Source organism: Citrobacter sp. SX206, assembly GCF_024181025.1.
GTDB classification, from domain to species: Bacteria; Pseudomonadota; Gammaproteobacteria; order Enterobacterales; family Enterobacteriaceae; genus Citrobacter; species Citrobacter youngae.
Map to the genome: position 1 here is coordinate 804,344 of NZ_CP049738.1, position 12,143 is coordinate 816,486.

General features: G+C 48.6%; 10 protein-coding genes and 1 tRNA gene. 5 read left to right on the forward strand and 6 right to left on the reverse strand.

What is annotated here, in order from left to right; translation table 11 throughout:
- Positions 1–1,099, forward strand: a protein-coding gene (gene prfB, locus G8S19_RS03935) for a peptide chain release factor 2 (protein WP_096878465.1) whose coding sequence is annotated in 2 segments (ribosomal slippage) — positions 1–75 and positions 77–1,099 — 1,098 coding nt in all. Because the reading frame shifts where the segments join, the coding sequence is not laid out codon by codon here.
- Between the two features lie 9 nt (positions 1,100–1,108).
- Entirely contained in the window at positions 1,109–2,626 is a 1,518-nt protein-coding gene (gene lysS, locus G8S19_RS03940; RefSeq protein WP_116360704.1) for a lysine--tRNA ligase, read from the forward strand.
- A 96-nt stretch (positions 2,627–2,722) separates the two neighbouring features.
- On the opposite strand, the gene idi is transcribed toward lysS, so the two are convergent.
- Positions 2,723–3,271 (reverse strand): isopentenyl-diphosphate Delta-isomerase, encoded by a 549-nt coding sequence (gene idi, locus G8S19_RS03945; protein WP_048213161.1) that lies wholly within the window; start codon positions 3,269–3,271, stop codon positions 2,723–2,725.
- Between the two features lie 166 nt (positions 3,272–3,437).
- On the opposite strand from idi, the gene actS reads away from it, so the two are divergent.
- Entirely contained in the window at positions 3,438–4,196 is a 759-nt protein-coding gene (gene actS / locus G8S19_RS03950; RefSeq protein WP_048213497.1) for an amidase activator ActS, read from the forward strand.
- An 80-nt stretch (positions 4,197–4,276) separates the two neighbouring features.
- Positions 4,277–4,350 (forward strand) — tRNA-Gly (locus tag G8S19_RS03955).
- 304 nt (positions 4,351–4,654) lie between these two features.
- Here the strand turns inward: G8S19_RS03955 and G8S19_RS03960 are convergent.
- From G8S19_RS03960 to G8S19_RS03980, 5 genes are all read right to left on the reverse strand, one after another.
- Positions 4,655–5,821 (reverse strand): lactate oxidase, encoded by a 1,167-nt coding sequence (locus tag G8S19_RS03960; protein ID WP_253686606.1) that lies wholly within the window; start codon positions 5,819–5,821, stop codon positions 4,655–4,657.
- Positions 5,822–5,870: 49 nt separating this feature from the next.
- Positions 5,871–6,437 (reverse strand): YceI family protein, encoded by a 567-nt coding sequence (locus G8S19_RS03965; RefSeq protein ID WP_061068516.1) that lies wholly within the window; start codon positions 6,435–6,437, stop codon positions 5,871–5,873.
- Positions 6,438–6,675: 238 nt separating this feature from the next.
- Positions 6,676–7,305, reverse strand: coding sequence for a hypothetical protein (locus G8S19_RS03970; RefSeq protein WP_048213139.1), 630 nt, complete (start codon positions 7,303–7,305; stop codon positions 6,676–6,678).
- Positions 7,305–8,027 (reverse strand): hypothetical protein, encoded by a 723-nt coding sequence (locus G8S19_RS03975; RefSeq protein ID WP_253686114.1) that lies wholly within the window; start codon positions 8,025–8,027, stop codon positions 7,305–7,307. The genes G8S19_RS03970 and G8S19_RS03975 overlap by 1 nt, the downstream gene beginning before the upstream one ends.
- A 272-nt stretch (positions 8,028–8,299) precedes the next feature.
- Positions 8,300–8,836 carry a GNAT family N-acetyltransferase gene (locus G8S19_RS03980; protein ID WP_086523439.1) on the reverse strand — a complete coding sequence of 179 codons (537 nt, stop codon included), beginning with the start codon at positions 8,834–8,836 and terminating at the stop codon, positions 8,300–8,302.
- An 840-nt stretch (positions 8,837–9,676) separates the two neighbouring features.
- Between G8S19_RS03980 and pgaA the strand changes: the two genes are divergently transcribed.
- A complete protein-coding gene (gene pgaA, locus G8S19_RS03985) occupies positions 9,677–12,139 on the forward strand; it encodes a poly-beta-1,6 N-acetyl-D-glucosamine export porin PgaA (protein ID WP_048213136.1) in 2,463 nt (820 codons plus the stop codon).
- Positions 12,140–12,143 lie beyond the last annotated feature (4 nt).

Here is a 12,143-nt window from a genome sequence, read left to right on the forward strand (position 1 = left end):
ATGTTTGAAATTAATCCGGTAAATAACCGCATTCAGGACCTCACGGAACGCTCAGACGTTCTTAGGGGGTATCTTTGACTATGATGCCAAGAAAGAGCGTCTGGAAGAAGTAAACGCCGAGCTGGAACAGCCGGACGTGTGGAACGAACCCGAACGTGCACAGGCGCTGGGTAAAGAACGTTCTTCCCTTGAGGCCATCGTTGATACGCTCGATCAGATGAGCCAGGGCCTGGAAGATGTCTCCGGCCTGTTGGAACTGGCTGTAGAAGCCGATGACGAAGAAACCTTTAACGAAGCCGTAGCAGAACTCGATACGCTGGAAGATAAGCTGGCCCAGCTGGAATTCCGTCGTATGTTCTCCGGTGAATATGACAGCGCAGATTGCTATCTCGATATCCAGGCGGGTTCCGGCGGTACGGAAGCGCAGGATTGGGCCAGCATGCTGATGCGTATGTATCTGCGTTGGGCTGAAGCGCGCGGCTTTAAGACCGAAATTATTGAAGAGTCTGAAGGTGAAGTGGCGGGTATTAAATCCGTGACCATCAGAATTGCTGGCGAGTATGCTTACGGTTGGCTGCGTACTGAAACCGGCGTACACCGTCTGGTTCGTAAGAGTCCGTTCGACTCCGGCGGACGTCGCCATACGTCGTTCAGTTCGGCGTTTGTTTATCCGGAAGTTGACGATGATATTGATATCGATATCAACCCGGCGGACCTGCGTATTGACGTTTACCGTGCCTCCGGTGCAGGCGGTCAGCACGTTAACCGTACGGAATCTGCGGTGCGTATTACCCACATCCCGACCGGGATTGTGACGCAGTGTCAGAACGACCGTTCCCAGCACAAGAACAAAGACCAGGCCATGAAGCAGATGAAAGCGAAGCTTTATGAACTGGAAATGCAGAAGAAGAATGCCGAGAAACAGGCGATGGAAGACACCAAGTCAGATATCGGCTGGGGTAGCCAGATTCGTTCTTATGTCCTTGATGACTCCCGCATTAAAGATCTGCGTACCGGGGTTGAAACCCGTAACACGCAGGCGGTGCTGGATGGCAGCCTGGATCAATTTATCGAAGCAAGTTTGAAAGCAGGGTTATGAGGAACCAACATGTCTGAACAACACGTACAGGGCGCTGACGCGGTAGCCGACCTTAACAATGAACTGAAAACGCGTCGTGAGAAGCTGGCGAGCCTGCGTGAGCAGGGGATCCCGTTCCCGAACGATTTCCGTCGCGATCATACCTCAGACCAACTGCATGCTGACTTCGACGCAAAAGAAAACGAAGAGCTGGAAGCGCTGAACATTGAGGTATCCGTTGCTGGCCGTATGATGACCCGTCGTATTATGGGTAAAGCATCATTCGTTACGCTGCAGGACGTTGGCGGCCGTATTCAGCTGTACGTTGCGCGCGACGACCTGCCGGAAGGCGTCTACAACGAGCAGTTCAAAAAATGGGATCTGGGCGATATCCTCGGCGCGAAAGGTAAGTTGTTCAAGACCAAGACCGGTGAGCTGTCTATCCACTGCACCGAACTGCGTTTGCTGACCAAAGCGCTGCGCCCGCTGCCGGACAAATTCCACGGTCTGCAGGATCAGGAAGCACGCTATCGTCAACGTTACCTGGATCTCATCTCTAACGATGAATCCCGCAATACCTTTAAAGTGCGTTCACAGATTATGGCTGGCATCCGTCAGTTCATGGTTGCTCGCGGCTTTATGGAAGTAGAAACCCCGATGATGCAGGTGATCCCAGGCGGTGCGGCAGCGCGTCCGTTTATCACCCATCATAACGCGCTGGATCTGGACATGTACCTGCGTATTGCGCCGGAACTGTACCTCAAGCGTCTGGTGGTGGGCGGTTTCGAACGCGTATTCGAAATTAACCGTAACTTCCGTAACGAAGGTATCTCTGTTCGCCATAACCCAGAGTTCACTATGATGGAACTCTACATGGCTTATGCGGACTACAAAGATCTGATCGAACTGACCGAATCGTTGTTCCGTACGTTGGCGCAGAACGTTCTGGGAACAACTAAAGTGCCTTACGGTGAAGAAGTCTTCGACTTCGGTAAGCCGTTCGAAAAACTGACCATGCGCGAAGCGATTCAGAAATACCGTCCGGAAACCAACATGGCCGATCTGGATAACTTCGACTCTGCAAAAGCGATTGCTGAATCTATCGGCATCAAAGTTGAGAAGAGCTGGGGTCTGGGTCGTATCGTGACCGAGATCTTTGAAGAAGTTGCAGAAGCGCACCTGATTCAACCGACCTTCATTACCGAGTACCCGGCAGAAGTTTCTCCGCTGGCGCGTCGTAATGACGAAAACCCGGAAATCACCGATCGCTTCGAATTCTTCATCGGCGGACGTGAAATCGGTAACGGCTTCAGCGAGCTGAACGATGCCGAAGATCAGGCGCAGCGTTTCCAGGATCAGGTTAACGCCAAAGATGCGGGTGATGACGAAGCGATGTTCTACGACGAAGACTACGTTACCGCTCTGGAACACGGTCTGCCGCCGACTGCGGGTCTGGGTATTGGTATCGACCGTATGGTTATGCTGTTCACCAACAGCCACACCATCCGCGACGTGATCCTGTTCCCGGCAATGCGTCCGGTTAAGTAAGATGTGAACTGCCGGATGGCGGCTGATGCCTTATCCGGCCTACGCGGAAGACGATTCGTAGGCCGGATAAAACGCGTTTGCGTTGTCATCCGGCAATTAATGACCGCTGGAAAATGCGCGCAACAATTTTCGCGCCTTATCGTCTGAAACCTGCATTACCATCCACGGGCTGAAGGCCCACGGTGTAGCGTCAATCCCGCATAACACATCCTCAAGATTGCTCCACCGATAATCCATCACTTCCTCCGCGTTCGGCTGCAGCGTGCTGATTAGCTGTGCGGCGTATACCGGACAAACTTCATTTTCCACAATTCCACTGGGATCTGCGGCACAATAGCGAAAATCAGCGTATACGGGCGTGAGTGCGCGAATGTCAGCTCCCAGCTCGAAGCGGGCGCGACGGATAATGGCGTCTTCAGTTGTTTCCCCTGATTGTGGATGACCGCACACCGAGTTTGTCCAGACACCCGGCCAGGCTTTTTTATGCAGCGACCGGCGGGTGACCAGTAGTTGCCCCTGCTCGTTAAATATCCAGCATGAGAAAGCGGAGTGCAGGGGCGTTGTGGCGGTATGCGCCGCATACTTTTCCAGCGTTCCACAGGGTTGGCCCTGTTCGTTCAATAAAATGACATGTTCCTGTCGCATTGCGTCCACCCTCAATCTTAAGCGCCTACATTATATGCTTAATTAAGTCATATTGATTAACAGAGGGTGTGAAATGCCAGAGCCGACGCTTCGTTACGCGATATGATTTGGCATCCGGTTTCTGGCTGCTATGATAAAGCGTCTGAAAATGTTGCGAGGTATTGTTTTGAGTGCAGGACGCCTGAAGAAAAATGGCTTGGGTATCGTGATGCTGCTGTGTGCCGGTCTGCTGTTAGCGGGCTGTTCCGGGAGTAAGTCGTCTGATACAGGAAGTTATTCCGGCTCCGTGTATACCGTGAAGCGGGGAGATACGCTATACCGTATTTCGCGCGCCACCGGCACCAGCGTGAAAGAGATTGCCCGTCTGAATAACATTTCACCACCCTATACCATCGAAGTAGGGCAAAGGCTGAAGGTCAGCGGCGGCGCGAAAACCAGTTCAAGCTCTGGCAAAACAACCAAGAAATCCTCGACTAAAACGGCAACTGTTAGACCATCTTCATCCGTGCCGCAGTCATCCTGGCCGCCGGTGGGGCAACGCTGCTGGTTGTGGCCTGCCAGCGGTAAAGTGATCCTGCCTTATTCAACGGCGGATGGCGGCAACAAGGGTATTGATATCTCAGCTGCGCGCGGCACACCGGTTTATGCGGCGGGAGCAGGGAAGGTAGTTTATGTCGGCAACCAGCTGCGGGGCTATGGCAACCTCATCATGATTAAGCACAGTGAGGATTACATTACCGCTTATGCGCATAATGATACGCTACTGGTGAACAACGGGCAGAGCGTGAAGGCCGGGCAGAAAATTGCCACCATGGGTAGCACTGATGCGGCATCTGTACGCCTGCACTTCCAGATTCGCTATCGCGCAACGGCGATTGATCCGCTGCGTTATTTACCGCCGCAGGGGAGTAAACCTAAGTGCTAACAGGCTATTTTATCAGCAGTTAGCATAGTTTGGGCTTGTCAGAGGGTGCGTAAGGTCTATAATGGCCCACGCACCTCTTCGCGGGCGTAGTTCAATGGTAGAACGAGAGCTTCCCAAGCTCTATACGAGGGTTCGATTCCCTTCGCCCGCTCCAAACTCAAGTCTACTGAAGTCTACCAAACTCAATTTTCTCTTGATAAATCAGCAGTTATAGCATTCTATTAGTCTATTGAACTCAATTGTACTCCCTCAGGGCGACTGAGTGATTTCACTATGGGATATGCGCTTTACGGGGTCGGCTTGCACTTTGGCTATTAAGGTATTTTTCCTCCATGGTGAATAAATAAAATACCGGCCATAGTGGCCGGTATTCAGCATTATTATCTATTTTTTAATAATGTCTCTGGTGAGTGGAGTAGAGGGGTTAATATTCCACACCGTTAACCCAAAGTATGCTCTTATTCTTCCAGATCACGTAAGGTCAACAATTTGGTTTTTTTCACCTGCTCGATATCTTTGGTTCCACCGAGCATCATATTGATGACTAATTCTTTGTTGAGTTGCTCGACAACAGAAGCAACACCCTGAGCCCCGCCAAGGTTTAGACCGTACAGGACAGGACGCCCAATAGCCACGATATCAGCGCCACTAGCGATAGCTTTAAATACATGTGAGCCACGACGTACACCACTATCAAAAATAATGGGTACGCGTTTATTTACCACTTTTGCGATAGAGGGCAATACATCAAATGAGGATGGCCCACTATCGAGTTGCCTTCCCCCGTGGTTAGAAACCCAGATAGCTGCAGCTCCGGCCTTAATAGCAATTTCTGCATCTTCCGGCGATTGAATTCCTTTCACAATGACCGGCAAACCGGAGATTTGGTGAACGTATTTAATATCTTCCGGTGTGAAGGCTTGTTTGGCTTGTGCGTAAATTTCGCTGATACCAGAACCTTTGCCTGTTTTTGAACCGTCATCACTCTGCTTCGCAAACATCTCAAGATTTGCAAAGCCGAGAGGGAACTGGAAATTATTTTTTATATCGTCTTCACGATATCCACCAACAGGTGAATCGACTGTCAGAATGATCGCTTTTGCACCATGCTTAACTGCTTCACTCAGTATAAATTCGTTAAACTTATTGTTTTTACTCATATAGAGCTGGAAGAAAAACGGATTTCCCTCTGATGCCCTGGAAACGTCTTCAATGGTTTTATTTCCGTAGGTGCTTAAAGAGAAAATTGAACCTACCTGGGCCATTCCTCGGGCTGTGGCAAGTTCACCGGCTTCGTGCGCCAGACCCTGGGCTGCCATTGGCGCCTGGATTATGGGGGTTTTTAGCGGAATGCCCAGCAAGCTGGTTGAAAGATTGATATTTTTTAATTCAATACCTTGCAATACTCGAGGAACGATAAATTTCTTATCAAAGCTCTCGGTATTGCTGCGCAGATTATTTTCATCTTCCGCGCCTCCACGAATATAACCAAATGCTCCCTTTTCCATTCCGGCTTTTACTTGATCTTCAAGAGCGTCAATGTTGACCATTTTAATGGGGTGCTCTTCGGTGCTGGCTTTATATGCTTCGGCTTGCGCCATACCCGATGAAATCATCATAGCCATAGAGGCTATGGCCAGAACTGTTTTATTCACTTTCACTCTTACTTCCTTGTTATTGGCGTATTGCTTCAGCCTGAATACTAATATCAACTGTTTTGCTCATTCCTATGTTGACGAGATAATCAACACCCCATAGGGTACGATCAATTTTTGCAGAGAAATCGCCACCGCAGACCTGAGCATTGAAAACCGGACTCATATAGCAGCCGAATTTGGTCGTCGTTAACGTGACAGGTTTAGTAACACCCTTCATCGTCAACATCCCTTCAATAGAGGCGGGTTTGCCCTCAGAGAAGTTCCATTTTGTTGATTTGAATACAATATTCGGATGTTTTTCTGCATCGAGTATATCGCTGCTACGGATATGTTTATCAAATGCTTCCAGACCGGTATTTAGAGACTTAACAGGAATGGTTACCTGCATTTCACCTTGCTGTTTCTCTGGAAGATATTTCACTTCTCCGCTGATGGAGTAAAAGCCACCATGGTTGGTTGATGTCTGAAAATGGTCGATATTAAATGTCGCATTCGTATGCGTACTATCCAATTTATATACTTCGGCATGTGCAATATTCACAAAACCTAATGCGCATATTGCGATCAATATGTTCTTGTTCATGGTGTAACCTCAGAGATAAAAAACAGATGCATTTATAATTCATGTGTTATAACCCGTCCAGATTGAAAAGTGGGAAGCAGTGTCCCATTTATAGAACGATAGGGAGATGCAGGGGGACTATTCTCTATTGAATAATCCCCCTGCATCACTTTGGAATTATAAGGATATATTGGATTTAATATTACCCGCTCAATCTCTGATAACACTTATAAAAATTAAGTTATCCTGCGATAACAGGTTATCCTTGCATGAGATATTCTCTATGTTCCAAAATTTTTTCCACCAGTAGATTCACTCCATTGTCGTTCGCGATATCTATCAGCGGCACTGAAAATCCGATACCGCGAATTTGGTTATTGTCAGAAAATTGTACTTTGGAATGGGTATCAGGATAGCCCTCATAGCTGTCCCACATCTCTTCTGGAGAGGAATACGGTGTGTCATTGTTTGCTGCTGAGAAGAGATAAATATTCAGATAACTTTGGGATTTGTCGGCGGGTGTTTTCAGTTGGGTTGCCAGTGGTTCTTCATCTTTTGGGTACTGTGATGTGCGCTGGTGATATTCTAATTCGCTGTCAGTAACCAATTTAAAATCAATCACATAGTCGGTCATCAACATCGGTAAAGAAGGCTGCTTTTGTTTGCCAAAGACGAATGATACATCCATCATTGGCAGGTAGTCCCATTTCCAACTCTCCAGTGGATTCACGCCGCGACGAGGAGGTTTATTGAAACTCCATGTATCCCAGAGGAGAAAAGAGGTTTCTATTTTCTGCGCAACCTCATTGATCATTGGCAGAATTTGCTGGTAATACGCCCCGCAGATGCGGTGAGCCTGACGAACCTGAGCAAAGGGATCATGTGTCATTATTGTTCCTTAATAAGTGATAAATCGCCGGAGAGGGGATTCTCTGTCAGAAATTGACTAAATCTGTGCCATGGAAGTAGTGATTCGCGGATGCCGTACAGAGCAAGGGCTTTCAGGCAATCAGCAACGATGCGCTTATCCTGAGGGGCATTCCATTCTGAATGCTGGAAAATTTCTCTGAGTCTACGCCATTCCAGTCCATGAAATTCAACCTGGGGAAACTCTGTCGCTAATTCGTGAAACCAGGTTTTTGCGGCGGCGGGCAAGTTGCCCAGAGCTAAAAAATGGACAACAGGTTTGGCGTCATCATCGTGTAAATAAGTATAAAGTTCTTTTCGCCATTGCTGTTGATATTGCATCCCTCCAGCAGGTGGTTTTACCTCGACAATCAGTGCCGCATGTTCGAAAGTGATGACCACATCCGGTTCAGAAAATTGTTCCAGACCAGATGTGTATGGCTGCATTTTTTCATCAATGGAATCGGGAAAAGCGAATTTTGGCCAGAAAGCGATAGCTTCATAAGCTCCCCAATCATCCCTGGATTTCCCGGTCAATGCAGAAAAGAAATGACTCATTGCAGCAGGTGATAAATAGTTAACCCGGCTCCAGATTGCAGCTGTGAGTAGATCTTCATAGGACTGAAAAACAGTTCGCCAGCTTTGTCGCATCCCTTCATTTAGCGTTATTCTTCCCGCTTTACCTTCCAGAATGGCATTTAACATCCCATATTCCTTAATGTGGCTTAGCTAATAAAATTAGTCGGTTAGCTTTATTTTCTAATCGTTTATACTGACATGTTCAAGCGTAGCAATCATCTACCTTATCATTCCATCTTGCCAGTCCTGCACCACAGAAATCTATCTGATGAAACCCCTCTGGGTATCGTGTTGTTGTGCGCAAAAAGGCATTTTCGTAAAGGAAGATGGCGAGTAGCAGGTAGATAAAGCAGGCAAACGACTAAAATAAGTATTAAGGGGGGCTCCTCCGTTTTCCCTCAGAGCATCATGCCAGCGTCGGGCGGCAGTGTGCTGTTACCTTCACCCAGATTACGTTGTAGCAATACGGTATCGAGCCAGCGACCATGCTTGAAGCCAATATTCTTTAGCGTGCCGACCTCCATAAATCCGACCTGCTGGTGGACTTTCAGCGATCCCTGATTATTGCTGTCGCCGACGATGGCAATCATCTGTCGGTAGCCGTGTGTTTCTGCCCATGTAATGACATGGTGTAGTAGCGCTTTGCCCGCGCCCTGACGTTGTGCTGTCGGATCAATATAAATCGAGTCTTCGAGCGTATAACGGTAGGCATAGCGTTCACGGTAGCGAGTGAGATAACAGTAGCCGATGACTTTTTCGTCCTGCAGGGCCACAACCCACGGCAACCCCAGCTCGCGGATCTTAGTCAGGCGAACAAGCATTTCGCGAGAATCTGGCGGGTTAGTCTCAAAGCTGGCCGTCCCGTGAAGAACATGATGTGCGTAGATAGTATGGATAGCGGGGATGTGCTTTTCTTCTGCGTTAACGATTTTCATTGACCAGTTCCCGTTGGCATCTTTTGCCAGATTACCTGAAAGAATGCGGAAAGGGTAAGCGTAAAAGCTTATGGCTCAATGGACATCATTCAATAGTATTAGGCTTGTATTTTGTAAGGGTAAAATTGATTGTCGTTGATATCGCCAATAATTTAACAAATAGATAAGTACAGTTTTACGGAATGATAAATACACTTGGGCGTAGTGGAATTAACAATTGCCTGTGGTAGTTCATTGAGGTATTCCACAATGCCATTTTTGGTAGGTGATAAACATACTGCTCATAAAGCCCTTTAATTTCATTTTGTTATATCTTTATCTAATTCTTTTTGCCTGGTGTTATGTTGCCGATTTAACCCTGAAACTTAGCCGTTTAAAATTAACTGATGTTATTTATAGTGTTATCAGTTACTGTTAATTATCAGGTTTTTCCTGTCAATTTTCAAAATGCTTATCAGGCAAACAGTTACCTGGTGTTTCTATATTTGCTGATAATAGTTATCATCGTTACGTGGTTTCGTCACGGAAACTTAATCTAAATCCAGTATTCGATCCCAAGAGTATTAGGATAATTTGGTTTAAAATACTTTTTTTGCCTAAGAGTTTTCTTATAACATAGCAAGACCCCACACTGAGTGATAAAATTCCTGAGCTTTCGCCAGCCTCTCAACGACGAGTGGACGAGTCATAGGGAGTCAATAAGACGAAAGAATTAAATGATTTTTAGCCATATTACGAAATAAGCGGCAGTGCACTTTACATGGTCGGCAACCGTCATGGAATGACTATAACTTATTGAAAACGCTTATTTTTACTATGATGTAAGATATAAGGGCAGATATGTTCAGTATGCGTCGACATGCCAACTTTATTAAACGCTTCAAGTCAGTAACCTGTTTATTTACGGCAAGCGTTCTTTTCCCAATGCAAGCCTCTGCAGCAGTATCAGATTACGATGCGTTGATTATTGAAGCGCGAGGTGGTAATAGCACACCGTTATTGCGCTACCTTGAGGAGCAGGGAAAGAAAAGTGCGTTAACGCCAAATCAGGTGGCTGACTGGCTGCAAGTATCCAGTTGGGTTGATAACAACGATAAAGCAACCATTGATATCTGGCAAAGGTATCGTGGACAGATGGAAGTGCCCGCACGCGGCAAAGTGGCCGCTGCACGTGCGTATCGCAATCAGAAGAGCTGGAATGAATCATTAGCGCTCTGGGAGAGCGTTGTACAGGAAGAGCCTGAGAACGCCGATGTGCGTACTGGCTGGATCATGACGCTGGCGGATGCACGTTACAATCAGCAGGCCCTGACTGAAGCGAATAAATGGGCACGTGCGCATCCGGGGGCTGACTCTGATGCACTGCTTGCCTATGTGTATCATTCACAGGGTAAAAACTGGGATGCGCTGTTAGTCGCCAGCCAGGCGGATGAAGTTGATCCGGGTAACAAAAATGCGAAATCCACGCTGTTGTCAGCGCTGTCAGCCAACCGTGTTGCTGAACCGGCGTTGGGACTGACGGAAGTGGTTCCGACATCTGACCCCGTTAAGCGGCGTCTGGCGCTTGATGCTGCAGCCGAAAAGGTGCGCGCTTCTTATACCTCTGCACGAAATGAAGATGAGCGTTTTATCGTGGCGGATAAAGCGCTTGCCCGCTATGACCAGTTGCTGGCAGCCTGGAAAGATGAACCCGCAGCTCAGGGGGATGTGCGTCGGGCGAGGATTGACCGCATGGGGGCCCTGCTGGTGCGTAAGCGCACTGCCGACGTGATTCAGGAGTACGAATCCCTTTCCGCGGACGGTGAAGTGCCCAACTATGCCAAACGTTGGGTGGCTTCAGCGTGGCTCAGCGAACGTCAGCCGGAAAAGACCGAAGCAATGCTGGCGAGCATCTATTATCCGAACGGACCTATCCCTGTTACGCCGCTCAGTCCTGAAGATCAACAGGATCTGTTCTATGCGCATATTGATAATGAAAACTTTGATGCCGCTAAAAAACAAGTTGATGACTTGATCAAAGAGAGCCCGTATCTGCGTCGTATCTACGGCTCGCCAACGCCACAGCCTAACGATAACTGGCTGCTCGGGCAGACGCTGCTGACGCAATATCATCTTGCTGCCAATGAACTGCCTGAGGCAGAAAAACTCTCAGAACATCTGGCACGAACGGGGTCCGGTAACCAGGGGTTGCGCATAACCTATGCTTCCGTTTTGGAAGCCCGTGGATTGCCACATGCGGCGGAAAAAGAGTTAAAGCTTGCGGAAGTGATCGAGCCCAGCAACCTGGAGCTGGAGCGTCAGCAGGCCTATGTGGCGCTGGATCTTCAGGAGTGGAAACAGGCCGATGAGCTGACCGATGATGTCATCGCCCGTAGTCCGGATGACGAAGCGACGCTGCGCCTGGCACGGATCCGTGATGTGCACAAAATGTCGGAAGTGCGTATCAGCGGTACGCAGGGGATCTCCTCCGATAGTCCGGTCAGCGGTAAGAATGACTTCAACATCAATACTGCGATTTACAGCCCGCCGATTAATGACAACTGGCGACTGTTTACCGGTTTCAACTTTGCCACCGGCGAGTTTGAAGAAGGAAAGGGCATCAGCCGCGATCTGGCGGCTGGTGCTGAATGGACTTCACGTGATTACTGGGCCGAAATGGAACTGTCTGGCCGTAATTATGGCGACGGGCAGAAAATGGGGGGCCGTCTTTCAGCCTGGCATGACTTCAATGATAACTGGCGTGTGGGTGGGTCAGCAGAGCGTCTTTCCCGCAATACGCCACTGCGTGCGCTGCGTAGCGGCGTATATGCAAACGGCGGCGACATGTATGTCCGCTGGTACCAAAACGAACGGCGAGAGTATCAATTGTCGTTTGCGGCCTCACATTTCTCGGATGGTAACGATCGTCTCGAATACGGGCTTAGCGGAAAAGAGCGTATGTGGACGACACCGCGCTTCACGCTGGACTTTACCCCGGGTATCGGCGGTAGCACCAACACCAAAGAGAATGTGCCGTATTACAACCCCAAAAGTGATTTCTCCGTAGTTCCCGGCTTGACCGCGGAGCAGGTGCTTTACCGACACTATGACACCGTGTGGACACAGCAAGGAGTGGCTGGTGTGGGCGGCTACTGGCAACAAGGTGAAGACGCAGGGGCTATTGTCCAGTTGGGTTACGGTCAACGGCTTAAATGGAACAACGTCGTAGATGGCGGGGTGATGCTGGTGTGGGATAAACGCCCCTACGACGGTAAACGTGAGCGGAATATCTCCCTCGCTTTCGATTTGAATGTCAGGTTTTAAGGAT

What these genes read in the sequence shown, in the direction of transcription:
- lysS (WP_116360704.1), top strand. Translation starts at nt 1,109, where the DNA reads ATGTCTGAACAACACGTACAGGGCGCTGACGCGGTAGCCGACCTTAAC.
- idi (WP_048213161.1), bottom strand. Translation starts at nt 3,271, where the DNA reads ATGCGACAGGAACATGTCATTTTATTGAACGAACAGGGCCAACCCTGT.
- G8S19_RS03960 (WP_253686606.1), bottom strand. Translation starts at nt 5,821, where the DNA reads ATGGCTATGATGATTTCATCGGGTATGGCGCAAGCCGAAGCATATAAA.
- G8S19_RS03965 (WP_061068516.1), bottom strand. Translation starts at nt 6,437, where the DNA reads ATGAACAAGAACATATTGATCGCAATATGCGCATTAGGTTTTGTGAAT.
- G8S19_RS03970 (WP_048213139.1), bottom strand. Translation starts at nt 7,305, where the DNA reads ATGACACATGATCCCTTTGCTCAGGTTCGTCAGGCTCACCGCATCTGC.
- G8S19_RS03975 (WP_253686114.1), bottom strand. Translation starts at nt 8,027, where the DNA reads ATGTTAAATGCCATTCTGGAAGGTAAAGCGGGAAGAATAACGCTAAAT.
- G8S19_RS03980 (WP_086523439.1), bottom strand. Translation starts at nt 8,836, where the DNA reads ATGAAAATCGTTAACGCAGAAGAAAAGCACATCCCCGCTATCCATACT.
- pgaA (WP_048213136.1), top strand. Translation starts at nt 9,677, where the DNA reads ATGTTCAGTATGCGTCGACATGCCAACTTTATTAAACGCTTCAAGTCA.